This window comes from Komagataeibacter xylinus (assembly GCF_004302915.1).
Taxonomy (GTDB): Bacteria; Pseudomonadota; Alphaproteobacteria; order Acetobacterales; family Acetobacteraceae; genus Komagataeibacter; species Komagataeibacter xylinus_C.
The window spans coordinates 64545-90113 of the sequence record NZ_QQBI01000006.1; the positions used below are offsets into that span (position 1 = coordinate 64545).

Consider the following 25569-nt stretch of genomic DNA (forward strand, 5'->3'; position numbering starts at 1 on the left):
CGGCCCCAAAGTTGCATCACGATGCATTCGCTACCGGTTGGGTCTTGCAATATGCGCCCAAAACGGCCATATCCCGCCACGGTCCCGCGTTGGAGCCAATTCGCACGTGAAGCCGAGACCTCTGGTGTCCTTGCAATACAGGGCGTGCTTCACGGAGGATAAACCAGACACAAGGATATAGCCGACATGGCGATGCCTGAATTCACAATGCGCCAGCTGCTCGAAGCCGGCGTGCACTTCGGTCACCACACCCGCCGCTGGAACCCGCGCATGGCGCCGTACCTGTTCGGCGTGCGCAACCAGGTCCACATCATCGACCTGCAGCAGACCGTTCCCATGCTGGACCGGGCGCTCAAGGCGATCCGTGACACCGTGGCCGGTGGTGGCCGCGTGCTGTTCGTGGGCACCAAGCGCGCCGCTGCCGACCAGGTGGCCGAAGCCGCCAAGCGTTGCGGCCAGTATTACGTCAACCACCGCTGGCTTGGCGGCATGCTGACGAACTGGAAGACCATCACCGGTTCGATCAAGCGCCTGCGCGGCATTGACGAAATGCTGGAAAACGGCACCCAGGGCCTGACCAAGAAGGAAGTTCTGGACATCACCCGCGACCGCGAGAAGCTTGAGCGTTCGCTCGGCGGCATCAAGGAAATGGGCGGCCTGCCGGACATCCTGTTCGTGATCGACACGAACAAGGAAAAGCTGGCGGTCGAGGAAGCCAACAAGCTGGGTATCCCGGTCGTGGCCGTGCTGGACAGCAACTCCGACCCGCGTGGCGTGACCTTCCCGATTCCGGGCAATGACGACGCCATCCGCGCCATCGCGCTGTATTGCGAGCTGGTTTCGTCCGCCGTGCTCGATGGCATCTCCGCCGAGCTCGGCGCATCGGGCGAGGACTTCGGCGCATCCGAAGAACTGCCGGTCGACCCCGCCGTGGAAACGGCCGTGACGGAAGCCGCCGCTAGCGCGGAATGAAAACGGGCGCCAGCGTGGCCCCGGCCCGCTGGCGCAACTGACACAGCAAGGACACGCCCCGCCCGCTTGCGGGGCGTGCGCCTGTCGTGATGGAGTATCAGCATAATGGCGCAAATTACCGCAGCGCTCGTCAAGGAACTTCGCGAGAAGACCGGCGCGGGCATGATGGACTGCAAGAAGGCCCTCAACGAAGCCGAAGGCGACATCGAGGCCGCGATCGACTGGCTGCGCAAGAAGGGCCTTTCGGCTGCTGCCAAGAAGTCTGGCCGTGTTACGGCTGAGGGCCTGGTAGGCGTGGCGCAGGCCGACCTGAAGGCCGCCATGGTCGAGATCAACGCCGAGACCGACTTCGTTGCCCGCAACGAGCATTTCCAGAACTTCGTGTCCGAAGTGGCGCATGCCGCCCTGAGCGTGGGCGACGATCTGGAAAAGCTCAAGGGCGCCGTGCTGAAAAGCGGCCGCACCGTGGCCGATGAACTGACGCACCTGATCGCCACCATTGGCGAGAACATGTCCATCCGTCGCGCGCGCGTGCTGAGCGTGCCCTCGGGCGTGGTCGCCACCTACGTGCATGGCGCAGTCAGCCCCGGCCTGGGCAAGATTGGCGTTCTGGCCGCTGTTGAAGCGCCGAGCGCCAGCGAAGCGCTGGAAGACCTGGGCCGTCGCATCGGCATGCATGTCGCCGCCACCCGCCCGGCAGCGCTGGATGTTGACAGCGTCGACCCGCAGGCGCTCGAGCGCGAGCGCGCGGTGCTGGTGGAGCAGGCCAAGGCTTCGGGCAAGCCCGATGCCATCATCGAGAAGATGGTCGATGGCCGCATCCGCAAGTTCTATGAGGAAGTGGTGCTGCTCGAGCAGGTCTGGGTGCATGATGGCGAAAGCCGCGTGCGCAAGATCGTGGAGAAGGCAGGCGCCAAGCTAAACGGCTTCGAACGCTTCCAGCTCGGCGAAGGCATCGAGAAAGAAGACAACGACTTTGCCGCTGAAGTGGCGAAGGCTGCCGGCAACTGATCCGGTTTCCGGTTTTCTTTTAACAAGGGCGGGGGCTTCCTGATGGAATGGGAGGCACCCGCCCTTGTGCTTTCTGCCACGCCCTATGGCGAGGGTAGCGCCATCGTGCATGTGCTCACCAGTGAGCATGGCCTCTATCACGGCCTTGCGCGTGGCGGTTCATCAAGCCGGGGGCGCGCGGTCTGGCAGACCGGCAACCTGGTGCGCGCGCGCTGGGTGGCGCGGCTGTCCGAGCAGCTTGGCAATATCTCGGCCGAGGTAGTGCATGCCTCGGCTGCGCGCATCCTCAATGACCCGCTGCCACTGGCCATGCTGGCCTCGCTCTGCGCTCTGGCCGATGGCTGCCTGCCCGAGCGCGAGCCGCACCCCGCCATTTTTCAGGGGCTGGCCAGCCTGCTGGCGCGCATCAGCCTCGACCCGCACTGGGCGGTGACCGAGGCCATGCCCGAAATCGTGCGCTGGGAACTGATGCTGCTCTCCGATCTCGGCTTCGGCCTTGATCTGACCCGCTGCGCTCTCGGTGGGCCTGCTGATGACCTGCGCTGGGTCTCGCCGCGCACGGGGCGTGCGGTATCGGACAGCCGGGCAGGGGAATGGCGCCAGCGCCTGCTGCCGCTGCCCGGTTTCGTGCTGCATCCTGATGAAATCGGCACCCCGCAGGACTGGTATGACGGCCTGCGCCTGACCGGGCATTTCCTGCAACGCGATGCGTTTGGCCAGCGCCATCGCCCTGTGCCCGAAGCACGTGGCAGGTTGCTCGACCTGATCGCGCGCGAAGCCGATATCACGCCGCCAGATACGCCCGCGGATGAAACGCCGGCCACGCCTGGCTGATACACCATTGGACAAACCGTAAAGTTTCGCTATCTGTTCACCTGCGGGAGGAAGATTGCATGCCTGTGGACCCAACAGTCGGCCATATTGAAGATACCAAGCTGGCCGATGCGCTGAGCCAGCGCTACCTGGCCTATGCCATGTCGACCATCATGTCGCGCTCGCTGCCCGATGTTCGCGACGGGCTCAAGCCCGTGCACCGGCGCATGATCTATGCCATGCAGCAGCTCAAGCTTGACCCCACGGCGGGGTTCAAGAAATGCGCCCGCGTGGTGGGTGACGTGATCGGTAAATACCACCCGCATGGCGATGCCTCGGTCTATGAGGCGCTGGTGCGGCTGGCACAGGATTTTGCCGTGCGCTACCCGCTGGTGGAAGGGCAGGGCAATTTCGGCTCGATCGATGGCGATAACGCCGCCGCCATGCGCTACACCGAATCCCGCCTCACCGCCGTGGCCAAGGCCCTGCTTGAAGGCATTGACGAGGACAGCGTCGATTTCCGCCCCACCTATGATGGCGAGGAGCAGGAGCCGGTCGTGCTGCCTGCGGCCTTCCCCAACCTGCTGGCCAACGGGGCGGCGGGCATTGCCGTGGGCATGGCAACCTCCATCCCGCCACATAACGTGGGCGAGATCTGTTCAGCCGCCCTTGCGCTGATCCGCAAGCCCGCCACCACCACGCTTGAGCTGCTTGAGCACATGCCGGGACCGGACTTTCCCACCGGCGGAGCCATTGTAGAGGATCGTGACGCCATCGCCCGCGCGTATGAGACCGGGCGCGGCTCCTTCCGCATCCGCTCGAAGTGGGAAGTGGAACAGGGCCGTTTCGGCACATGGCAGATCGTGGTGACCGAGATCCCGTATCAGGTGCAGAAATCTCGCCTGATCGAGCAGGTGGCCGATCTGATGGAGCAGAAAAAGCTCCCGCTTCTGGCCGATATCCGCGATGAAAGCACGACGGACATCCGTCTGGTGCTTGAGCCCAAGTCACGCGGCATCGAACCCGCCGTGCTGATGGAAACGCTGTTCCGCGCCACCCAGCTTGAAAGCCGCTTTGGCCTGAACATGAACGTGCTTGGCGCCGATCAGGTGCCCGGCGTGCGCAGCCTCAAAGAGGTGCTGCAGGCCTGGCTCGACCACCGGCACGACGTGCTGCTGCGCCGCAGCACCAACCGGCTGCAGGCGGTCAACCGGCGGCTGGAAATTCTCGATGGCTTCCTTGCGGTCTACCTCAACCTTGATGAGGTCATCCGCATCGTGCGCGAGGAGGATGATGCGAAGGCGGCGCTGATGGCCACGTTCAGCCTGACCGAACTGCAGGCTGACTCCGTGCTCAACATGCGCCTGCGCAGCCTGCGCCGGCTTGAGGAAATGGAAATCCGCGCCGAGCATGCCAAGCTGAGCGCTGAAAAACAGTCCCTGCAGGACCTGCTGGGCCAGGAAGGCCTGCGATGGAAGCGCATTGCGGCTGAAATCAAGGATATCCAGAAGAACTTTGGCAGTGGCGCGCTTGGGGCCCGGCGCAGCACGCTGGCCGAACCGCCGCCCGAGATCGATGTGGAAGCCGCCCTGCCGGTCGAGCGCGATCCGCTGACGGTCATCCTGTCGCAAAAGGGCTGGATCCGCACCGTGCGTGGCCACGGGCAGGACCCGCAGGGCCTCAAGTTCAAGGAAGGCGACGGGCCGGGCATGGCGGTGGAATGCCACAGCAACGACCGGCTGTGCGTCTTCGCCACCGATGGCCGCGCCTTTACGCTGCGCGTGGCCGACCTGCCGCGTGGCCGGGGCGATGGCCAGCCGCTGCGTTTGCTGATCGACCTGTCGAATGATGAGGACATCATCACGATGTTCCCGGTTGATGACAGCGCAAAACGCCTGCTCGCCTCGAGTGCCGGGCGCGGGCTGGTGGTGGCGGAATCAGCCATGACGGCGGAAAAGCGCACCGGCAAGCAGATCCTGAACCTCAAGGAAAACGAAAGCGCGCTGGTCTGCGCCCCGGCAGGTGGCGATCATGTGCTCGTGCTGGGGCAGAACAGGCGCATGCTGGTCTTCCCGCTCGAGCAGTTGCCGGAAATGACGCGCGGCCTTGGCGTGATCTTGCAGAAATACAAGGAAGGTGGCCTGCGCGATGCTGTGGTGTTTGACGCAGCCAGTGGCCTGCCCTGGCCAGATCCCAACCGCACCCGTGCCTTTGCCGATGTGAAGGAGTATGTGGGCAAGCGCGCCGATACCGGCAAACAGGCCCCCGCCTGGGCCACCCGCAAACCAAAGGGCTGAAAGAGAAAAGTTTCTGGCGAAGCTTTTTTCAAAAAGCTTTGAATAACGCTGCCTTTTTTAAAAAAGGCAGCGCCCAGAAACTTTTACTTGCCGTCAATATCCGGTTGCGGCGGATGGAACAGGTCATCGGGCAGGAAGGCGCTGTCCTGCGGCTGCGTGGCATCAGGCTGGCTCAGGTCAAGGTCATGCCACACGCCGCGCGTCATGATCTGGGCGGGACGGAAGCGGGCCTTGTAGGCCATCTTGTGGCTCTCGCTGATCCAGTAGCCCAGATACAGGTAGGGCAGGCCGAGCGTGCGGGTATATTCGATCAGGTGCAGCACCGCGAACGTGCCCAACGAGCGCGAGGGCAGGTCGGGGTCGAAAAAATCGTAAACGGCGGACAGCCCGTCATCAAGCTGGTCCACCAGCGCCACGCAGACCAGGCGGCCCGCCGCATCGCGGAACTCGATCATGAAGGTCTCGACCGTCGTATCCTCGATCATGGCGCGATAATCGGGGAAGGTCATGGAGGCCATGTCACCCCCGTCATGCCGGGTGGCCTGATAGGCGCTGAACAGGTTGAACTGCTCGGGCGTGGCATGGGGCGGCACGCGTGTGCCGCGTAGCCCGTTATTGCGCCCGAACACGCGGCGCTGCGTGCGGCTGGGCGCAAAGCGGGCAACCGGCACGCGTATGGGCGTGCAGGCGGTGCAGTTGGCGCATACGGGGGCATAGGCAATGGTGTGGCTGCGCCTGAACCCCGCGCGTGACAGGCGGTTATGGAACGGCACGGCCTCGGGGCCGCCAATTTCGGTCACGACCTTGCGCTCCATGCGCCCCGGCAGGTAGGGGCAGGGCATGGGGGCGGTGGTATAGAACAGCTGTGGATGCCGTGGCGATGTGTAGGTCATGCGCTCTTCACCAGCCGGAAAACGGAAAAAAGACAGCCCCGCGAACCGGAAAGAAAGACTGCCCGTATGCTTATACGGTTATCATATCTCTCCGGTTGCAGGCATCAACTATCCGGCGGTGCCAGAGGAGCGCTTTCAGGCCGGATCAGGCGCGCAGCAGGCGGGCGGCATCAAGCGCGAAATAGGTTAGTACGCCATTGGCGCCCGCGCGGCGAAAGGCCATCAGGCTTTCCAGTATCACGCGGTCACGGTCGAGCCAGCCGTTCTGTATGGCGGCCATCAGCATCGCGTATTCACCCGAGACCTGGTAGGCGAAGGTCGGCACCGCGAATTCCTGCCGCACGCGCGCGATCACGTCCAGATACGGCATGCCGGGCTTGACCATGACCATATCGGCCCCTTCGCGCAGGTCCTGGGCGACTTCACGCAGGGCTTCATCGCTGTTGGCGGGGTCCATCTGGTAGGTTTTCTTGTCACCCGTCAGCAGCCCGCCCGAACCCAGCGCATCGCGAAAGGGGCCGTAGAAGGCGCTGGCATACTTGGCGGCGTAGGACATGATGCGGGTATTGACCAGCCCGCTGGCATCGAGCGCCGTGCGGATGGAGCCGATGCGCCCGTCCATCATGTCGGACGGGGCGATGATGTCGATGCCCGCCGCCGCCTGGTTGACCGCCTGCGTGACCAGGATTTCCACCGAGGGGTCATTGACCACGTAGCCATCCTCGATCAGCCCGTCATGGCCGTGGCTGGTATAGGGATCGAGCGCCACATCGCCGATCAGGCCGATTTCAGGGAATTCCTTTTTCAGCAGACGGGCGGCGCGGCACATCAGGTTATCGGGGTTGGTGGCCTCGGTCCCGGCTTCATCACGCAGGCTGGTGGGGGTGATGGGAAACAGGGCGAGGGCAGGGATGTCGAGCTTCGCTGCCGGCTCGACATGGGCTGCCAGCCGGTCAAGGCTGACACGCTGCACGCCGGGCATGGAGGCCACGTCCGTTACGGCGTTGGTGCCCTCGGTCACGAAGATCGGCCAGATCAGGTTATCGGTCGAGAGCGTGTTTTCAGTAACGAGGCGCCGGGTGAACCGGTCATGCCGGTTACGCCGCAGCCTTACATGGGGAAACTGACCGATGCTCATCCAATCCAACTCCAGTGAAGTAAAGGGAGCCCGACTATGATCCGCCAGCCGCGTCCTGCCAAATGATGATGCGGTAACACTTACTCCCGCTCCTGCATGGCAGGCATGTCGTGGCCCAGCCTGCTGTGCCGCATGCCATACAGCCCGTACACCACCAGCCCGATGGCCAGCCACACCACCAGCCGCAGCCAGGTCAGTCCATCAAGCGAGACCATGACCGCAAGGCAGCTTGCAATGCCGGCAACGGGCACGACCATGCCGCCGGGCACGCGGAACACGCGCGGGCGATCGGCTTCACGCACGCGCAGCACCATCACGCCCACGCACACGATGACAAAGGCCAGCAGCGTGCCGATCGAGGTCATGTTGGCCAGTTGCGTAATGGGCAGGAAGGCCGCCATGACACCGGTCACCACCATGAAGAACAGATGGCAGGCCACGGGCGTGCCCCAGCGTTTATGGGTGCGGCCAAACATGGGCGACAGCAGCCCGTCGCGCGACATGGCGAAGAACACACGGCTCTGCCCCAGCAGCATGAGCAGCATGACCGACAGGAACCCGCATATCACCCCCACCTTGACGGCGGCCTTGAGCCAGACAAAGGGGGTCTGGTCGATGGCCGTGGCCACGGGGGCGGCATCACCTGCAAGGTCGCGGTAATTGACCAGCCCCGTCAGCACGAACGAGAAGCTGATATAGACCAGCGTGCAGATGACCAGCGTGCCCATCAGCCCGATGGGCATGGTGCGGCCGGGGTTGCGGGTTTCCTGCGCTACGGTGGAGATCGCGTCAAACCCCAGATAGGCGAAGAACACCAGCCCCGCAGCCCGCATGATGCCTGACAGCCCGTAATGCCCGAACTCACCCGTGTTGGGGGGGATGAAGGGCGTGTAGTTCGCGGTCTTGATGTAGGGCAGGCCAAAGCCGATCACGGCGGCGATGATGATCAGCTTGACCACCACGATCACGCCGTTGAGCCGCGCGGATTCGGAAATGCCGCGCATGAGCAGGACGGAAAGCGCGAAAATGACGAACACGGCAGGCAGGTTGGCCAGGCCATGCACGGGCTGGCCACCCGCCATGCCCACCACCTCGAATGGCGAGGCCATGAAGCGGGGATCGATATGGATGCCCCAGCCCTCCAGCAGCGAGCGCATGTACCGCGCCCAGCTGACCGACACGGCAGAAGCGCCTACCGTATATTCCAACACCAGATCCCAGCCGATGATCCAGCCCGCCAGCTCCCCCAGCGCGGCATAGGCATAGACATAAGCACTCCCCGCCGAGGGGATCATCCCCGCAAGCTCGCCATAGCACAGCCCGGCAAAGGCGCAGGCGATGGCGGCTACCGCAAATGACACGATCACGGCAGGCCCGGCATTGTTGCCTGCGGCGATGCCGGTCAGCGAGAACAGGCCCGCCCCGATGGTGCCGCCCACGCCAAGGGTCAGCAGGCTGCCAACCCCCAATACGCGTTTCAGCCCGGCATCGGGCATGGGCGCGCCCACGGGCAGCCTGCGCAGCAGCGCGCGCCTGATGTCCGTGCTCATGGGGTCACACCTGTCATGCCGCGGGGGAGTGCATGGGGGGGAACAACTGTCAAATCAGCCTCTCTCGGTCATTTTGGCGTTGTCTAAACGCCACGATATGGCGCACATAGCAGGCCTGTCCCCATAGGTGTCATGTCCGTTTGCCCAGCCGGAAATGACAGACGATAATTTGATGGAGAACCATACCGGTGTCGGACCCTATCAGCCAGAGTGACCTCAAGCAGTTTTTCCGCGCCCCCCTGACCGAAGCCGACCCCGATGTCGCCGCCATGATCGATGCGGAACTGGTGCGTCAGCGCGACGGGATCGAACTGATCGCCAGCGAGAACATGGTCTCGGCCGCCGTCATGGCCGCCCAGGGCAGCGTCCTGACCAACAAATACGCCGAAGGCTATCCCGGTCGCCGCTATTATGGCGGCTGCGTGGAAGTGGACAAGGTCGAGACCCTGGCCATCGAGCGCGTGAAGAAGATGTTCGGCGCCGAATTCGCCAACGTGCAGCCCCATTCCGGCGCCAACGCCAACCAGGCCGCCTTCATGGCCATGGTCAAGCCGGGTGATACTGTGATGGGCATGAGCCTTGCCGCCGGTGGCCACCTGACGCATGGCGCGGCCCCCAACTACTCGGGCAAGTGGTTCAATGCCGTGCAGTACGGCGTGCGCAAGCAGGACGGCCTGCTCGACTACGAGGAAATGGAGCGCCTGGCCCGCGCCGAAAAGCCGAAGCTGATCGTGGCCGGTGGCTCGGCCTATCCGCGCGTCATCGATTTCGCCCGCTTCCGCGCCATTGCCGATGAGGTGGGGGCTTACCTGATGGTGGACATGGCGCATTTCGCGGGCCTTGTCGCCGCCGGGCTGTATCCCTCGCCGGTGCCGCATGCGCATGTCGTGACCTCGACCACGCACAAGACCCTGCGCGGCCCGCGTGGCGGCCTGATCCTGACCAACGATGCCGACCTGGCCAAGAAGATCAACTCCGCCGTGTTCCCCGGCCTGCAGGGCGGCCCGCTCATGCATGTCATCGCGGGCAAGGCGGTGGCGTTTGGCGAGGCGCTGCGCCCCGACTTCAAGACCTATCAGGAAGCCGTGGCCAGCAATGCCCGCATCCTGGCCGAGACACTGGTCAAGGCTGGCTTTGACATCGTAACCGGCGGCACCGACTGCCACCTGATCCTTGTCGATCTGCGCCCCAAGGGCGTTACGGGCCGTGCCGCCGAGCGCGCGCTCGAGCGCGCGGGCATTACCGCCAACAAGAACGCCATTCCCTTCGACCCCGAAAAGCCCGCCATCACCTCGGGCATCCGCTTGGGCAGCCCGGCGGCCACCGCGCGTGGCTTTGGCGCAGCCGAGTTCCATGAAATCGGCCTGATGATCGACGAAGTACTGACCGCCCTTGCCAAGACACCCGGTGAGGAAGGCTGCGAGAAGACGGAGCAGGCCGTGCATGCCCGCGTCAAGGCGCTGTGCGCCCGCTTCCCCATATACGCCTGAACATGAGGCACGCCCGCCCCGGTCAATAACGGGGCGGGCCTTACGCCGGACTACTGGCGGCCCGGGCGAAGCGCACCGCCGTATGTCCGCGCGCGGGGCGCAGGTTGGGCATGACCAGCATGCACCGGTCATAGGGCGTGCGGATCTCGTCACGCCCGTCATGCGCGACCAGCGTGCCGCGTGCGGGCAGGACCTGCCCGCCACGGAACGGGGCCACGAAACGGAACGCGCCGGTGCGCGCCGTCACCACATCCGTCACCATCATATCGCGTTGCGGCACGGATGTGCCGGAAGCCGGTACCGGCAGGCCACAGCACGGCCCGATCAGGGACATGACAGCCTGCATGGCCCGGCTTACCGTGCTTTCATGCCAGTGCTGCCCTGCCTCGAGCAGGCAGGCGGCGGCGGGGCCCTCATCACTGAAGCGGGGATGGTCGATCAGCCTGCATCCGCTCGGGTGCCCCTGATCAGCCACGGCCGTTGCAACACCGCCAATGCGCTGCGCCATCTCCCGCCCCGCTGTTGCCAGCCCTGACAGGATCAGCGGATCACCCGGCCACAGCATGGAATGCAGGTCGAGCAGCCTGTCCGCCGTCAGGATAACGGGCAGCAGCACACGCGCGCGGTCGAGTTCATGCGCGGCACGCGACCCCGCCAGCGTGGCAGGCGACCAGACGCGGTTCATGTCTTCCTCCACGCAACGCGCCCTTATGGGGTCACGCGGGTCGAAAAGGTCCATGGCCTCGGGGTTGGCGAATATGAAGGACAGGCGGCCAGAACGCGGGCGGATGCGCGCGCGCAGCAGGCGGTCAAGCACGATGGCGCCCGCGAATTCATTACCGTGGATCAGGCTGACACACACGATATGCGGCCCCGGCCTGCGCCCCTCGTAATGCATGACACCGGGTATGCCGCAATTCCCCGCCCGCCATGGCGCGATGTCAGGGGGGGTGAGGTCAACGCGCCATCGGGGCAGGGGCTGGACTGGCGGCGGCAGGCGGTCAAGAAACGGCGTGGGTCGCGTCACGCGCACCGGCAGCGGTGCTTCATCCGGCCCGCATGTCATGCCCCGTGCCGCCCGACAGGGCGCAGGCTGGCCCCATCACGGTGCAGGCCGGGTGCGTGCATGACAGCGTGGTTCATCATGCCAGCAGTTTATCCGGCCCGCCTGCCACGGCAAGGCCACCACCCCGCCCGGAGCATGACAAATGCATGACGGCGTGCAGGCTTATTCCGGCAGTGTTGCGATACGGATACGCTGGCCGGTCAGGCGTTCGATCTCCTTCAGCGCCTGACGCTCCTCGGGCGCACACAGGGCCACGGCCATGCCGCGCCGGCCCGCGCGCGCCGTGCGGCCGATGCGGTGCACATAGGCTTCGGCGGGGGAAGGAATATCGTGGTTGATGACCAGGGCAATGTCGTCAATATCGATTCCGCGCGCCATCACGTCGGTCGCCACCAGCACGCCCACGCGGCCCTGGCGGAAATCACGCAGCATGTGCTCGCGCCGGGCCTGCGAATGATCGCCATGAATGGCAACGGCCGGCGTCAGCGCCGAGACCGCGCGGGCGATGGCATCCGCCTCGTGGCGCGTACGCACGAAGATCATCGCGCGCTGCATGCCATACTGGCGCAGGCAGGCCAGCGTTGCCGCCGCCTTTTGGCGCATCGGCACGAAAATGGCGTATTGCGCGATGCGGGGCGCGGGAGCCTGTTCGGCCTCCATGCTCACGCGCACGGGCTTGTGCAGCAGGCGGGCCGCGAGGTCTGCCATGGCGGGCGGCATCGTGGCCGAGAAGAGCAGGGTCTGGTGGCGTGGCGGCAGGGCAGCGGCAAGGGCCAGCATGTCCTCGGCAAAATCGGGGTCGAGCATGCGGTCCGCCTCATCAAGCACGAACTGCGTGATGGTGGACAGGTCGAGTTCGCCGCCCCGCGCGAGGTCGATCACGCGCCCCGGCGTGCCGACCACGATGGCGATTCCCTCGGCCAGCGTTTTCGCCTGTGCCGCGCGCGCCGTGCCGCCGGTAGCCTGCAGTGCGCGCAGGCCGCTGCCACGGGCGAGGCCACGCAGCACGCCCGCCGTCTGGCCCGCAAGCTCGCGCGTGGGCGAAAGGACAAGGCAGCGCACGCGGCTGTTATCGGCGCTGTCATCCGCGCCTTCGCCCTGCATCAGCGCGGACAGGAGCGGGGCCGCGAAGGCGATGGTCTTGCCACTGCCGGTGCTGGCAAGGGCCTCCACGTCCCGGCCCGCCATGATGGGGGGAATGACCGCGTTCTGGATCGCGGAAGGTTGGTGCAGGCCCATGCGGGCCAGTGCTGCCACCACGCGGCCATCAAGCCCCATGCCGGAAAATGTCGGTTCTGTCTCGCTCATTGCTGCCCCATAGCGCGGGTAAGCCCGCGACAAAAGGGGCAGGGCATTGACGGCCCGCCCCATGTCCCGCCAGATGGCGGCATGCATGCTTCCTTACGCCCCGCAACCGTTATCGCGCCAGACCTTGCGGGCATGCGCTCGCAAACCTTTGGCCTGGCGCAGCGCGCGGGCCTTGCACCCGAACTGCATGCCCTGGCGCCACGCGGCCTGTGGCGGCACATGCCCGCCGCCTGGTGGCCCGCACCGCTACGCGCCATCAGGCCGCTCGGCCTGCCCGATACATATCGCGACAACCCGGTCATCACCATAGGCGGCAGCGGGGGCGCGGTAGGGGCGGCGCTGAAGCGCGAAGGGGCCTGCGTGATCCAGGTGCAGAACCCCCGCCTTTCACCCGCGCACTTCGATCTGGTCATTGCCAACCACCATGACCGGCTGCGCGGCCCCAATGTCGTGCTCACGCGCACGGCGCTGCATGGCATAACCCCCGCTCTGCTGGCGCAGGCGCGGGAGGAATGGGCGCCCCGGCTGGCGCATCTGCCCCGCCCGCTGGTCTCGGTGCTGGTAGGGGGCGGCAACGGGCGCTTCCGCCTTGGCCCGGCAGAAGGGGCTGCCCTGGCGGCTGACCTGGCGGCCATGATGCGGCGTGACCGCGTGGGCATTGCGCTCACGCCCTCGCGCCGCACCGACCCTGCCGTGTGCCGTGAACTGCAACGCGCCCTTGCGGGCCCCGATGCATGGGTATGGGACCAGACCGGGCCCAATCCCTATCCTGGCCTGCTGGCCTGTGCCGATGCGATCGTAGTGACGATGGACAGCGTTTCCATGGTATCAGAGGCGGTGGCAACATCCGTGCCCGTAATGGTGGCGGCACTGCCGGGCCGGTCGCGGCGCATCGGGCATTTCCTGCGTGAGCTCGAACACGCTGGCCGCATCCGCCCCTTTACCGGACGGCTGGAAACATGGGGGGCAACACCCCTTGATGATACCGAACTGGCGGCGCAGGCCGTGCGGCACTATTGTGGCCTGCCACCCCTGGCCTGATCACCCTCCCGCCCGCACCGAAGTGGAACAAGACGGCATCCATGCTTGGCATTCGTACCTTTGACCCGCGCACCGGCGGCAACATGGCCTACCGGGCCCTGACCCATCCGCTCGCCGCTGAAAAACTGGCCATTCTGAACCACGCACTGGCCGAGGCCGGTCCTGTCGCGATCTATGACCCGCACGGCATGGCTGAAACCATCCTGCCCCTGCTGCCCGTGCCGCTACAGGTTGCGGAACTGTACACCCATGATTCGCTCAGGGTAGGGCAGCCCTGCTGCGGGCAGGTGCTGCGCGCGCTGGCTGACCTGCCCGCAAGTACGGCCACGACCGTGTGGGCGCTGGATTTCGCCTCCGGCATAATGGAAAACCGCCTGGCGGGCCTCATGCCCCCCGGTGGCACGCTGCTCACGCTGGCTCCGGTCCGCTTGCCGCAGGACATGCTCTCGGTGGGGCACCATTATCTTGACCGGCTCAATTTCGGCACCAATTTCGCGTTCTTCCGCGAAACAGAAGAGTTCTCCACCCGTCTGGTCACCGCCAATTACTGGGCCCGCTACGGCGCGCGCGACGTCCGGCTGTGGCTGCGTTTGTTCGATGAAAGCGGCTGCGTGCTGCACACATGGGAACAGCCCGTACCAAAAGGCGAACAGGCCATCGTGCTGGATAGCGCCGAGATCCGCCAGCGCTTTGGCCTGCCCGCGTTTACCGGCCAGCTTTTCATCCATGCCATCGGCATCGCGGGCCATGATGTCGTGAAATACGCGCTCGAGACGCGCGGCAAGGGGGCCAATGCCAGCCTGTCGGTCACGCATGATGCCAATGCCTGGCCTGCCAACCGCTACGCCAACCTGCCAGCCCCCGCACCGGGCGAGGACGTGGTGCTGTGGGTGCAGAACAGCCACGACCTGACCATTCCCGCCGGTACCATGACGCTGAACCGCATGGGGTGTGACGAACAGGTGGCCATTAGCCCGACGCTGGCCCCGTACCAGACGCTGGCGGTGCACGTGCATGACATGCTGCCCGATCTCGCCTGGCCCGCGCAGGTTGAATTCCGCGCGGGCGGGTATGTCGTGCGCCCGCGTTATGAGGTGACGCGGGGCGCGCGCACCCGCATCGCGCACCTTAACGTGCAGCGCGCCGATTTGCAGCCTGATCCCGGCATTGCCGGACTGGACCCGCGTTTTTTCGGGCGGGGGTATCTGCTGCCCTTTCCGGTGCCTGACCCCGCGCGTTACCGCACGCTGGTCGTACCCGCCCCCATGGCCGAAAGCCTGACAAGCCTGCCCGTGCGCGTGGACTGCTTCGATCAGGCCGGGCAGGCCGGACCCGCGCGGTTCATGGGCAATCTGGGGCGTGACCATGCCAGCATGCTTGATGCGGGCGCGCTTGCAGGCAGCGCAGGGCATGCCGAACTTGTCTATGACTTTTGCGAAGGCGGGCAGGCCGATGGCTGGCTGCATGCCCTGATCCGCTACGAGGACCGCATGAGCGGCCATGTGGCCGAGACCAGTTTTGGCGCGCATATCTTCAACACCGCCATGACCTATCGCGGGGAGCCGCAATCCTATGCGGGGCCGCCGCCGGGGCTTTCCACCAGGCTGTTCCTGACTGCAGCGCTGCATGAACCCTACAGTTTCTGCATGCTGATCTATCCGGCATCAGGGCCGTGGCATGCCATGTCAGACACACAGCTTTCGCTCCATGCCGCCCATGGCGCGGTCATGGCAGAAGAGCGGCTGGCCATTCCGCTGTCTGGCTCGTGCGAAATCTGGCCGCACGAGGTATTCGGGCGGGCTGCGCTGGAAATTGCGGGCAAGGGGGCTTATGTCATCATCCGTGACACGACCTGCCGCCTGTTTGGCTATCATGGCCGCAGGAGCGGAGACGGACGGTTTTCAATCGACCATATGTTCGGCTTCTGAACGTACCGCGGGCAGGCATAAGGCTTGCGCGCGGGGCGCAGGCCCGGCCTGACCGCTCCGTAAGCAATGAACCGGCCCATGACCGGCATGGAGGAAGACCGACCACACCATGATCGTACAGGACACCAATTTCTTCTGTGACATGCCCGACGACATGAAATACCTGCGCGACCGCAACCCGCCGCAGAATTTTCTTGAGCAGAACATGATCTTTGTCCTGCCCGGGCGGCTGCGCAAATTCCGCCGCAACCTGTTTCATGTCCGGCGCACGGAGGCAGATGCCACCGTTTACGCGCCGCTGTTCCGGGTGCGCTGCATCACCGAACGCGAGCCTGTGCCAGAAGGCTATGACGGGCCGTTTGATGTGTTTCCCTTCTACACCAACCCCACGCGCAAGCGCCGCCGCACGCTTGATTACTACGTGCTGTTCCTGTTTCAGGACAAGCTGTCCTACGTCAAATGCCGCGATGCGTTAGGGCAGGTGCCGTAAGCTTTACCAAAACTTTTGGGGCTGGCGTGATGTGGCCAGCCTGTCCATACGGCAACGCGCTGCGTGTGCCATGCCCATTGTTATGGGCTGCAACGCAGTATTTTATGCTCGTATTATCAAGGATATAAGGCCGGATGGTGGGTGCGACAGGGATTGAACCTGTGACCCCCGCCGTGTGAAGGCGATGCTCTACCGCTGAGCTACGCACCCATCCGCTTCGGTGGGGCTTATTTAGTCCAGGCAGGCAGGGTGCGCAAGAGGGAAAAATCGCTTTCGGGTCATTTTCCACCCACACGGCGGAAGCGGTAGGCCAAAGCCTCGGCAATATGGCCACGCTCCACATCGGGCTGCGCGCCCAGATCGGCTATGGTGCGGCCCACGCGCAGCAGGCGGGTGAAGCCACGGGCGGAAAGGCGCATTTTTTCAGCGGCCTGCACGGCAAAGTCACGCGCGGGCGCGGTGACGCGGAAATCATCGGTCGAGGCCTCGGCATTGCGGGCCTCGCCCTGCCGGGCCTGCTGGCGGCCCACGGCCTCACGCACGCGGGCCGCCACAATGGCACTGGCCTCGCCACCCTTGAGTTCGGCAATGCGGCTCAGGGGCATCGGTTCGACATGCACGGTCATGTCCAGCCGGTCGAGCAGCGGGCCGGACAGGCGAGCCTGATAATCCTCGCCACAGCGGGGCGCCTTGCGGCATTCCTGCGCCGCATCGCCCAGATAGCCACATTTGCACGGATTCATGGCCGCAATGAGCTGGAAGCGGGCAGGGTAGGTAACATGGGCCGCAGCCCGGGCGATGGAAATGCTGCCGGTTTCCATCGGCTGGCGCAGCACTTCGAGCGCCGCCCGGCCGAATTCGGGCATTTCATCCAAAAACAGCACGCCGCGATGCGCCAGACTGACCTCGCCGGGCCGCGCCCGCGCACCGCCACCGCTCAGGGCCGCAGGGCTTGAAGAATGATGCGGGTCGCGAAACGGTGGCCGGCGCACGGGCTGGCCATCCCTGAGCAGGCCGCCAATGCTGTGAATGCGGCTGATCTCCAGCATTTCAACTGGCGTGAGGTCCGGCATGATGCCGGGCAGGCGGGCGGCCAGCATGGATTTGCCAGCACCGGGCGGCCCGACCATGAGCAGCGAATGACGGCCCGCGGCGGCAATTTCCAATGCGCGGCGCGCGGTTTCCATGCCGCGGATATCAGCGAGGTCGGGCAGGGCGGTCAGGTCTTCTGGCGCGATGGGGGGCAGTTCGACCGGCTCGATCACCTGCTGGCCGCGAAAATGGTTGAGCAGCTCGGGCAGGGAACGGATGGCGAGGATGTCCATGTCCTCACTGGCCCAGCGGGCCTCCACGCCCTGGGCTGCGGGGCAGATCAGCCCGAGCGACAGGCTGGCCGCGGTCATGGCGGCGGGCAGCACGCCACAGACCGGGTTGACGCCGCCATCAAGCGACAGTTCGCCCAAAGCCGCGTAACGCTGCGCCATGTCACCCGAAAGCAGCCCCATGACGACAAGCAGGGCAAGGGCGATGGGCAGGTCGAAATGCGATCCTTCCTTCATCAGGCTGGCAGGTACCATATTGACCACGATGCGTTTGGCCGGCAGCGCAAGCCCCATGGCCGACAGGGCCGCGCGCACGCGCTCACGCGATTCATTGATGGCCTTGTCCGGCAGGCCCACGATCAGGAAAGATGGCAGGCCGACGGAAAGCTGAACCTCGACTTTGACAGGAACGGCCTCGATGCCGGAAAATGCAAAACCGCAGATCGATGCGAGCGCCGTATCAGTCATGCATGGATGATGCCGGATTGCGGGCGACTTGGCCATTATGGAACATGGCGAAACGGGCCGGATCATCCGCCCCGGCTTCTTTCACTCTCAATTTGTTGGCATAATATTTCTTATAAAACTTTTGGATGCGCGGGGAAGAGGGTGCCTGTGCCTGACCTGCCAGCTTTCATCATCCCATTCTGGCTGTGCGGTTTTATGCACATCTGTGTCCCGGACAGCCATGCCGCACAGCTTGTGGCCCCCATGCCACAATGATGCGCCGCCCGGACACGGCGCATCACTTTCGCCCTTCCCTTAAGCGTCGTGGAACATGTCGAGATCACCAAAGCGAGTGAACTCGCCTTCGAAGAACAGGTTCACCGTCCCTGTCGGGCCATGGCGCTGCTTTTCCAGGATCAGTTCGGCGCGGTTATGGGCCAGATCCATCTTGCGCTGCCACTCCTCCATCGCGGTCTGGTACTTGTCCACGGAATCGTAGGAGGTTTCCTTGGGCTGGCGCTGCTGGAGGTAGTACTGGTCACGATAGACGAACATCACCGCATCGGCGTCCTGCTCGATCGAGCCGGATTCACGCAGGTCCGACAGCATGGGCCGCTTGTCTTCCCTGCTCTCGACCTGGCGCGACAGCTGTGACAGCGCAATGACCGGCACCGAGAGTTCCTTGGCCAGCGCCTTGAGCCCCTGCGTGATCATGGAGATTTCAAGCACGCGGTTATCGGCCTTGGTGCCGACCGAAGGCCGCATGAGCTGCAGGTAATCGACCACCACAAGGCTCAGCCCCTTGGTGCGCGCCAGCCTGCGGCAGCGCGTGCGCATGGCCGAAAGTGTGATGGCGGGCGTATCGTCAATATGCAGCGGCAGCTGGGCCAGTTCGCGGCTGACCTGCACAAATCGGTCGAATTCCTTCTGCACCAGCTCGCCACGACGGATTTTCTCGCCCGAGACGCTGGACTGCTCGGACAGGATACGGGTCGCCAGCTGCTCGGCCGACATTTCCAGCGAGAAGATGGCGACCGAGCCCTTGGGCTTGGCATCATCCTCGGCCTCGCGCGCAGCCTGCATGAGCGAGCGCGCGGCGGAGAATGCAATCTTGGTGGCGAGCGCCGTCTTGCCCATGGCGGGCCGCCCGGCAAGGATCAGCAGGTCGGATGGATGCAGGCCGCCGGTTTTCTTGTCGAGGTCGCGCAGCCCCGTGGTCAGGCCCACCACGTCGCCGTTACGGTCAAAGGCGTGCTGGGCAATCTTGACCGCATCGGCCAGGGCACGGTCAAAGGACAGGAAGCCACCATCCTGCCCCTTCTCGGTGGCGAGGCGGAACAGCGCCTCCTCGCTGGCGGCGATCTGGTCGGGGCCATCAAGGTCGGGGCGCGCGCCAAAGGCGTTGTTCACCACGTCCTGCCCGATATCGATCAGCTGGCGGCGGATCCAGGCATCATGGATCACGCGGCCATAGTCGGCAGCGTTGATGATGCCGACCATCGATGTCAGCAGCTTGGCCAGATAGGACGTGCCGCCCACGGGGTCGAGCACGCCGGTATTCTGGAAATAGATGCGCAGCGTGACCGGGTCGGCCAGCTTGCCTTCTTCGATATGCTGCGAAATCGCGTCATAGATCTTCCCGTTGATCTCATCGGCGAAGTGTATGCCGGTCAGGAAGTCGGAAACACGATCATAGGCCTTGTTGTTGGTCAGCAACGCGCCGAGCAGCGCCTGCTCGGCCTGCAGGTTGGCAGGCGGCAGGCGCTGCGACACGCCAAGGAGCGAGTCCGGCTGGCGGGACTCAGCGGAGGGAGGATTCTGGATGGTATTCACGCCTTCCTTCTATCCGATCAGACGGCCGCGCCGGAAGAGATGATTATGCATGGCCGTGCCACCAGGCGTCCTCTCCTGCGTGGCATAATAAAAAACATGTTTTTCGCCTCGCTCCGGGCCAACGCGCGGGGTTGCGCGCTTTTTGCCCATGCCCTGCAGGCGCACAGGCACCTGACGCGCAGGCGGGCGGGTTGCCGCATGGGTCTTTTCTGATTAGGCGTCGAAAAATCCTTTCCGTGGAAATATGGTCATGACCCCACTTAACAAGACATCCCTGCCCCACCTGCCGCCCGAGATCGTGGTACCTGCCTATGACCGCAGCAAGGTAACGCCCGGCATCGCGCATATCAGCGTTGGCAATTTTCATCGCGCGCATCAGGCCGTCTATATCGACCGTGTGCTGGCGCGCGCGGGCCAGGAAGGCTGGGGCCTGCTGGGCGTTGGCCTGATGGAAACCCCGCACGAGGCGCAGAAAGCGCAGGACATGGCAGCGCAGGATGGCCTGTATTCCCTGACCGAATGCGCGCCCGATGCGCCAAACGTGGTGCGCGTGATCGGCTCCATTACGGAATATATGTACGCCCCCGACGACCGGGCCGCCACCATCGCCCGCCTGGCCGACCCCGCTATCCGCATTGTCAGCCTGACCGTGACCGAGGGCGGCTATTACGTTGATGAAAATGGCGTCTTCCCCCTCGATCATCCCGTCATTGCCGAAGACCTGAAGCGCGATGTGCCGCACACGGTGTTCGGCCTGCTGACCGAGGCGCTGCGCCTGCGACGCGAGAACGGTGCGGGTCCGTTCACCATCCTGTCATGCGACAACCTGCCCCAGAACGGCCATGTGGCGCGCGCTGCCTTCCTCGGCTGGGCGCGGGCGCGTGATGCGGGACTGGCGCAGTGGATGGAGGAGAATGTCACCTTCCCCTGCACCATGGTGGACCGCATCACCCCCGCCGTGCACCCCGAGGATGTCAAACGCCTCGATGCCGAAAGCGGGCTTGATGACCGCATCCCCGTCTTCTGCGAGGATTTCATCCAGTGGGTCGTCGAGGACAGGTTTTGCGCGGGCCGCCCGGAACTCGAGGCCGTGGGCGTGCAGTTTACCGATAATGTCGAGCCGTATGAGGCGGTGAAGCTGCACATGCTCAATGCCTCGCACTCGCTGCTCGGGCTTTCGGGCGTGCTGTCGGGTTACCGGTTTGTCAGCGAGATTATGCTCGACCTGAACGAGGTCTCCCTCGTCGAGCAGTATCTGGCCTTTGATGCCGAGCCCCTGCTGCACGCGCCGCCGGGCATGGCACTGCGGGAGTATGGCAGGCGTCTGCTGCACCGTTTCCGCAACAAGGCGATCAGCGACCAGTTGCTGCGCATTGCCTTTGACAGCACGTCCAAGCTGTCCATGTTCATCAGGAGCACCGCCATGGGCGTGATCGCCCATAACCGCCCGGTGGAGCGCATTGCCTTCGTGGTGGCCTGTTATGCGGAATATCTGCGCGGGCGTGACGACAAAGGCACAGTCTATGATGTGGTCGAGCCACACCTGACCGATGAAGACCGCCTCAAAGCGGCCTCATCCAACCTAGAAGATGCGCTGGACATGACCGCCTTTGCAGGCTGGGACCTGCGGGAAAGTGCGGTTTTCGTGCAGCGCTACCTGGCGTTGCGCCAGTCCCTGCGCGACCGGGGCACCCGCGCCACGCTGGCGGAGGTTGTATCCACCGGGGAATAGCCGTTCACGGGGAGATGTAATCCCCTGAAATATTAAGACACACGTTTTATTCATAAGGTTGGGCTTGACCTGATGGCGTCTCCTACGTTTTCTCATTGAAAATGTTCGGACTGTATCACGGTAATCAGGAAAACTTATGAATAGCCTCATACGCTCGGCTCCCCTTCTCGCTGCGGCCATTGCCGTCTGCGCCCTGACAGGTCTCTACCTGCTGGGAGGCGGGCTATGGCTGTGTCTCATCGGCGGCTCCTTTTATTATGTCATCGCTGGCATATTGCTGCTGGTCACGGCGGTGCTGCTGCTACGGCGGCAGGCCATGGCGCTCACGGTCTATGCCGTGCTCCTGCTCGGCACGATGGTGTGGGCCGTGCAGGAAGCCGGGTTTGATTTCTGGGCGCTCGCACCGCGTGGCGATATTCTGGTGCCCATCGGCATCGTGCTTGCCCTGCCGTGGATAACGCGCCACCTGCAGCCTGCCAGCCCCGCCACCCGCCTGCCCCTGTTCGGCGCGATTGGCGCCGCCGTGGTCGTGGTGGGCGCGGCCCTGACACAGGACCCGCAGGACATCGCGGGCAGCCTGCCGCCCGTGGCAGAAAATGCCCCGGAGCCGGGCGATGCCCACCAGATGCCCGATGAGGACTGGCAGGCCTATGGCCGTACCCAGTTTGGTGACCGGTTCTCCCCGCTCAAGCAGGTCAATGCCAGCAATGTCAGCAAGCTGAAGGTCGCCTGGACGTTCCGCACCGGCGACCTGCGCGGCCCCAACGACCCCGGTGAGATCACCGATGAGGTCACGCCCATCAAGATCCGTGATACGCTCTACCTGTGCACCCCCCACCAGATCCTGTTCGCGCTCGATGCAAAGACCGGCCAGCAGCGGTGGAAGTTCGACCCCAAGCTGGCCTACAACCCCACCTTCCAGCATCTGACCTGCCGTGGCGTGTCCTATCATGAGGACAGGGCGGATGACGCGCAGGCGGCGGATGGGGCAGCAGCCCCGGCCGAATGCGCCCGCCGCATCTTCCTGCCCACCAATGATGGCCAGCTTTTCGCGCTCGATGCCGCAACCGGCGCGCGCTGCGCAAGCTTTGGCAATAATGGCGTGGTGAACCTGCAGGACGGCATGCCGGTCAAGACGCTGGGCTTTTACGAGCCCACCTCCCCCCCGGTCGTGACCGATACCACCGTGATCGTGTCCGGCGCCGTGACCGACAACTACTCCACGCACGAGCCTTCAGGCGTGACACGCGGGTTCGACGTGCATACCGGCGCGCTGAAATGGGCGTTCGATCCCGGCAATCCCGACCCGAACGAGATGCCGTCCGAGCACCACACCTTCGTGCCCAACTCCCCCAATTCGTGGATCACGTCATCCTATGATGCCAAGCTCGACCTGATCTACATCCCCATGGGCGTGCAGACGCCCGATATCTGGGGCGGCAACCGCGGCGCCGATGCCGAGCGCTATGCAAGCTCCATCGTGGCGCTGAACGCTTCCACCGGCAAGCTGGTCTGGTCCTACCAGACCGTGCACCACGACCTGTGGGACATGGACATCCCCGCCCAGCCCAGCCTGGTCGATATCCGCAACGAACAGGGCGAGGTCATTCCCACCCTGTATGCCCCGGCCAAGACCGGCAACATCTTCGTGCTCGACCGGCGTAACGGCCAGCTCGTGGTGCCCGCCCCCGAGCGCCCCGTGCCCCAGGGCGCAGCGCCGGGCGATCACGTTTCGCCCACGCAGCCCTTCTCGCAGCTGACCTTCCGCCCCAGCAAGCTCCTGACCGATGCCGACATGTGGGGCGGCACGATGTATGACCAGCTGGTCTGCCGCATCATGTTCCACCGCCTGCGCTATGACGGCACGTTCACGCCGCCTTCGCTGCAGGGCACGCTGGTCTTCCCCGGCAATCTCGGCATGTTCGAGTGGGGCGGGCTTGCGGTCGACCCCGTGCGCCAGATCGCGATTGCCAACCCCATCGCCATTCCGTTCGTGTCCAGGCTGATCCCACGCGGGCCGAACAACCCGGCAACGCCTGACAAGTCCCTGCCCTCGGGCTCGGAGAGTGGCGTGCAGCCGCAGTTTGGCGTGCCTTATGGCGTGGACCTGCATCCGTTCCTCTCGCCGTTCGGCCTGCCGTGCAAGCAGCCTGCCTGGGGCTACATGTCGGGCATCGACCTGCGCACCAACAAGATCGTGTGGAAGCACCGCAACGGCACGATCCGTGACAGCGCGCCGCTGCCCATGCCCATCAAGATGGGCGTGCCCAGCCTTGGCGGCCCGCTCACCACGGCAGGTGGCGTAGCCTTCCTCACCTCCACGCTCGATTACTACATCCGCGCCTATGACGTGACGAACGGCCAGGTGCTGTGGCAGGACCGCCTGCCCGCCGGTGGCCAGTCCACGCCCATGACCTATGCGGTCGATGGCAAGCAGTACATCGTCACCGCCGATGGCGGCCACGGGTCGTTCGGTACCAAGCTGGGCGACTACATCGTCGCCTACAGCCTGCCTGACGGAAACTGATGCCCGCGCCGGGGAAGGATTTTTCCTTCCCCGGCTTGACATTGCCCGTCATATCTATATTCACCTGTATATAGATGCTGCTCATACAGGCCACCTTGCAAACCATTATCCACGGTTTTGCAGGGATTTTCTGCATTAAGTAGAAAAACAAATAAGTCTTATCATCGCTTTGATCTTACGCGCGCCCGAACGGCTTGATTAGGAAACGGTAATACTAAAGTTTCCGCCGTGGCGCCGATGTTCCCGCACATCCGGCAGTTCCGGTGCTTCGGAGGGGGTGCAATGTTGCGCCGCCTCCTGTGTTTCGCGCCATGACGGCACTGGAACCGGGCGGATGATACGGGGTGATATGATGACTTTCACAACCGCGAGAACATCGTGATTAAACGTATTGCAGCAGCGATTGTGGGGATCGGTGTCGCCGGTGGCGTCGGGTTCCTGGCCTATGCATGGTATCCGGCCATTGCGCCGGTTGCACCGCCTCCTCCCTCCACCTTTACCGCAGCCCAGATCGAGCGCGGGCGCGTGCTGGCCGCTGGCGGCTACTGCGCGGAGTGCCACACCCGCACCGATGGCGTGCGCGGCGTCGAGCTTGCAGGTGACTACAAGATGGACACGCCCTTTGGCGCCATCTTCTCCTCCAACATCACGCCTGACCCCGAGACGGGCATCGGCCGCTGGTCGGAGGCCGCCTTCAAGCGCGCCATGCGCAAGGGCATCTCGCGTGACGGCACGCAGCTCTTCCCCGCCTTCCCGTTCGATCATTTCACGCACATGACGGATGAGGACATCGACGCGGTCTACGCCTTCCTCATGACCCGCCAGCCGGTGCATTCGGTCAAGCGTGACAACACGGTGGGCTTCCCCTTCAACATCCGCCTCGAGCAGGCGGGCTGGAAACTCCTGTTCCTGCATGAAGGGCCGCTCAAGAACAACCCGAAGCAGGATGCCGAGTGGAACCGTGGCGCGTACTTCGCCGAAGGCCTAAGCCACTGCTCGGCATGCCACACGCCGCGTAACCTGATGGGTGCCGAGAAGGCCAGCGCGCCCTATGATGGCGCCCCGGTTGATAACTGGATCGCGCCCCCGCTCAATGATCACAACCCGACCCCGGTCGTCTGGACCGAGGACGAGTATTTCAAATACCTGCGCTTTGGTTCCGCCCCGCTGCACGGCAGTGCCGCCGGCCCGATGTCGCCGGTGGTGCATGGCGGCCTGAGCGAGATGCCTGAATCCGACGTGCATGCCATCGCGCATTACCTGGCCGAGATCGACCATTCCGCCACCCGCGTCAGCCAGGACCCCAAGGCCATTGCCTGGGCCATGAAGGCCTCGATGAAGGATCTGGTCGGCCCGCAGGTCAACCCGAACGCCAAGCTCTATGCCGGCGCCTGTGCCGCGTGCCACGCCAATGCAGGCCCGCAGCCGGTTGAAGGCCGCCCCGACCTCGCGCTGAACAATGCGCTGTGGCTGGATGAGCCGACCAACCTGTTCCAGGTCATCCTGCGCGGGATTGGCACGACGGAAGGCATTTCCACGGTGTCCATGCCCAGTTTCTACCATTCCTTCTCGGATGCGGACCTGGCCCGGCTGGCAACCTACCTGCGTGCGACCCGCACGACCCTGCCGCCGTGGACCGATCTGGAAAAGAAGGCAGCCGACGTGCGCAAGACCCTGCCCGCGCCACCTGTCGCGTCGTCCCATTGAGCTG

Annotated in this window: 18 protein-coding genes and 1 tRNA gene; 11 read left to right on the top strand and 8 right to left on the bottom strand. The window is 64.5% G+C overall.

Translation table 11 applies throughout. The annotated features are described in order from the left end of the window. The first annotated feature begins 186 nt into the window (after positions 1-186). The 4 genes from rpsB to parC all read left to right on the top strand — a co-directional run bounded on the left by rpsB (position 187) and on the right by parC (position 5093). Positions 187-972, top strand: a complete 786-nt coding sequence (rpsB, locus tag DV027_RS05795; RefSeq protein ID WP_061271752.1) for a 30S ribosomal protein S2 — start codon at positions 187-189, stop codon at positions 970-972. 105 nt (positions 973-1077) lie between these two features. Then, entirely contained in the window at positions 1078-1983 is a 906-nt protein-coding gene (gene tsf, locus DV027_RS05800) for a translation elongation factor Ts (RefSeq protein ID WP_130730954.1), read from the top strand. Between the two features lie 42 nt (positions 1984-2025). Next, positions 2026-2817 (top strand): DNA repair protein RecO, encoded by a 792-nt coding sequence (recO, locus tag DV027_RS05805; RefSeq protein ID WP_130730955.1) that lies wholly within the window; start codon positions 2026-2028, stop codon positions 2815-2817. Positions 2818-2876: 59 nt separating this feature from the next. After that, positions 2877-5093 carry a DNA topoisomerase IV subunit A gene (gene parC, locus DV027_RS05810; RefSeq protein WP_130730956.1) on the top strand — a complete coding sequence of 739 codons (2217 nt, stop codon included), beginning with the start codon at positions 2877-2879 and terminating at the stop codon, positions 5091-5093. Between the two features lie 83 nt (positions 5094-5176). Here the strand turns inward: parC and DV027_RS05815 are convergent, their stop codons facing one another. The 3 genes from DV027_RS05815 to DV027_RS05825 form a co-directional block, all read right to left on the bottom strand. Beyond that, positions 5177-5986: an arginyltransferase gene (locus tag DV027_RS05815; RefSeq protein ID WP_130730957.1), complete on the bottom strand. Its 810-nt coding sequence runs from the start codon at positions 5984-5986 to the stop codon at positions 5177-5179. A 145-nt stretch (positions 5987-6131) separates the two neighbouring features. Next, on the bottom strand, positions 6132-7124 hold the full coding sequence (gene hemB, locus DV027_RS05820) for a porphobilinogen synthase (RefSeq protein ID WP_130730958.1): 993 nt from the start codon (positions 7122-7124) through the stop codon (positions 6132-6134). 80 nt (positions 7125-7204) lie between these two features. Then, the gene (locus DV027_RS05825) at positions 7205-8674 is read right to left on the bottom strand and encodes an amino acid permease (RefSeq protein ID WP_165399119.1); all 1470 of its coding nucleotides are present in this window, start codon (positions 8672-8674) and stop codon (positions 7205-7207) included. A 200-nt stretch (positions 8675-8874) separates the two neighbouring features. Between DV027_RS05825 and glyA the strand changes: the two genes are divergently transcribed. Further along, a complete protein-coding gene (gene glyA / locus DV027_RS05830; protein ID WP_207303427.1) occupies positions 8875-10164 on the top strand; it encodes a serine hydroxymethyltransferase in 1290 nt (429 codons plus the stop codon). 40 nt (positions 10165-10204) lie between these two features. On the opposite strand, the gene DV027_RS05835 is transcribed toward glyA, so the two are convergent. Together DV027_RS05835 and DV027_RS05840 are read right to left on the bottom strand one after the other, a co-directional pair. After that, complete coding sequence (locus DV027_RS05835; protein ID WP_130730960.1) at positions 10205-11230, bottom strand: M14 family metallopeptidase; 1026 nt, start codon at positions 11228-11230, stop codon at positions 10205-10207. A 162-nt stretch (positions 11231-11392) separates the two neighbouring features. Beyond that, a complete protein-coding gene (locus DV027_RS05840; protein ID WP_242621748.1) occupies positions 11393-12538 on the bottom strand; it encodes a DEAD/DEAH box helicase in 1146 nt (381 codons plus the stop codon). Between the two features lie 81 nt (positions 12539-12619). Between DV027_RS05840 and DV027_RS05845 the strand changes: the two genes are divergently transcribed. From DV027_RS05845 to DV027_RS05855, 3 genes are all read left to right on the top strand, one after another. Continuing rightward, a complete protein-coding gene (locus DV027_RS05845) occupies positions 12620-13579 on the top strand; it encodes a mitochondrial fission ELM1 family protein (protein ID WP_130730961.1) in 960 nt (319 codons plus the stop codon). A gap of 41 nt (positions 13580-13620) precedes the next feature. Beyond that, positions 13621-15507 carry a hypothetical protein gene (locus DV027_RS05850; protein ID WP_130730962.1) on the top strand — a complete coding sequence of 629 codons (1887 nt, stop codon included), beginning with the start codon at positions 13621-13623 and terminating at the stop codon, positions 15505-15507. A 109-nt stretch (positions 15508-15616) separates the two neighbouring features. After that, on the top strand, positions 15617-15997 hold the full coding sequence (locus DV027_RS05855) for a hypothetical protein (protein WP_130730963.1): 381 nt from the start codon (positions 15617-15619) through the stop codon (positions 15995-15997). Between the two features lie 135 nt (positions 15998-16132). Here the strand turns inward: DV027_RS05855 and DV027_RS05860 are convergent. The 3 genes from DV027_RS05860 to DV027_RS05870 all read right to left on the bottom strand — a co-directional run bounded on the left by DV027_RS05860 (position 16133) and on the right by DV027_RS05870 (position 19599). Continuing rightward, positions 16133-16207, bottom strand: a tRNA-Val gene (locus DV027_RS05860). A 68-nt stretch (positions 16208-16275) separates the two neighbouring features. Next, complete coding sequence (locus DV027_RS05865; RefSeq protein ID WP_130730964.1) at positions 16276-17787, bottom strand: YifB family Mg chelatase-like AAA ATPase; 1512 nt, start codon at positions 17785-17787, stop codon at positions 16276-16278. A 294-nt stretch (positions 17788-18081) separates the two neighbouring features. Continuing rightward, a complete protein-coding gene (locus DV027_RS05870) occupies positions 18082-19599 on the bottom strand; it encodes a replicative DNA helicase (RefSeq protein WP_130730965.1) in 1518 nt (505 codons plus the stop codon). Between the two features lie 250 nt (positions 19600-19849). Here DV027_RS05870 and DV027_RS05875 point away from each other — a divergent pair, with 250 nt between their 5' ends. From DV027_RS05875 to DV027_RS05885, 3 genes are all read left to right on the top strand, one after another. Further along, positions 19850-21331 (top strand): mannitol dehydrogenase family protein, encoded by a 1482-nt coding sequence (locus DV027_RS05875; RefSeq protein ID WP_130730966.1) that lies wholly within the window; start codon positions 19850-19852, stop codon positions 21329-21331. A 136-nt stretch (positions 21332-21467) separates the two neighbouring features. Beyond that, positions 21468-23858 carry a glucose/quinate/shikimate family membrane-bound PQQ-dependent dehydrogenase gene (locus DV027_RS05880; RefSeq protein ID WP_130730967.1) on the top strand — a complete coding sequence of 797 codons (2391 nt, stop codon included), beginning with the start codon at positions 21468-21470 and terminating at the stop codon, positions 23856-23858. 378 nt (positions 23859-24236) lie between these two features. After that, a complete protein-coding gene (locus DV027_RS05885) occupies positions 24237-25565 on the top strand; it encodes a c-type cytochrome (protein ID WP_130730968.1) in 1329 nt (442 codons plus the stop codon). Positions 25566-25569 lie beyond the last annotated feature (4 nt).

Excerpts from the sequence above, each read along its gene's own strand:
- hemB (WP_130730958.1), bottom strand. The coding sequence starts at position 7,124 with ATGAGCATCGGTCAGTTTCCCCATGTAAGGCTGCGGCGTAACCGGCAT.
- DV027_RS05855 (WP_130730963.1), top strand. The coding sequence starts at position 15,617 with ATGATCGTACAGGACACCAATTTCTTCTGTGACATGCCCGACGACATG.
- DV027_RS05880 (WP_130730967.1), top strand. The coding sequence starts at position 21,468 with ATGAATAGCCTCATACGCTCGGCTCCCCTTCTCGCTGCGGCCATTGCC.
- rpsB (WP_061271752.1), top strand. The coding sequence starts at position 187 with ATGGCGATGCCTGAATTCACAATGCGCCAGCTGCTCGAAGCCGGCGTG.
- parC (WP_130730956.1), top strand. The coding sequence starts at position 2,877 with ATGCCTGTGGACCCAACAGTCGGCCATATTGAAGATACCAAGCTGGCC.
- DV027_RS05845 (WP_130730961.1), top strand. The coding sequence starts at position 12,620 with ATGCATGCTTCCTTACGCCCCGCAACCGTTATCGCGCCAGACCTTGCG.
- DV027_RS05835 (WP_130730960.1), bottom strand. The coding sequence starts at position 11,230 with ATGACATGCGGGCCGGATGAAGCACCGCTGCCGGTGCGCGTGACGCGA.
- DV027_RS05825 (WP_165399119.1), bottom strand. The coding sequence starts at position 8,674 with ATGAGCACGGACATCAGGCGCGCGCTGCTGCGCAGGCTGCCCGTGGGC.
- DV027_RS05875 (WP_130730966.1), top strand. The coding sequence starts at position 19,850 with ATGACCCCACTTAACAAGACATCCCTGCCCCACCTGCCGCCCGAGATC.
- DV027_RS05865 (WP_130730964.1), bottom strand. The coding sequence starts at position 17,787 with ATGACTGATACGGCGCTCGCATCGATCTGCGGTTTTGCATTTTCCGGC.
- DV027_RS05815 (WP_130730957.1), bottom strand. The coding sequence starts at position 5,986 with ATGACCTACACATCGCCACGGCATCCACAGCTGTTCTATACCACCGCC.
- DV027_RS05850 (WP_130730962.1), top strand. The coding sequence starts at position 13,621 with ATGCTTGGCATTCGTACCTTTGACCCGCGCACCGGCGGCAACATGGCC.
- DV027_RS05840 (WP_242621748.1), bottom strand. The coding sequence starts at position 12,538 with ATGAGCGAGACAGAACCGACATTTTCCGGCATGGGGCTTGATGGCCGC.
- recO (WP_130730955.1), top strand. The coding sequence starts at position 2,026 with ATGGAATGGGAGGCACCCGCCCTTGTGCTTTCTGCCACGCCCTATGGC.
- tsf (WP_130730954.1), top strand. The coding sequence starts at position 1,078 with ATGGCGCAAATTACCGCAGCGCTCGTCAAGGAACTTCGCGAGAAGACC.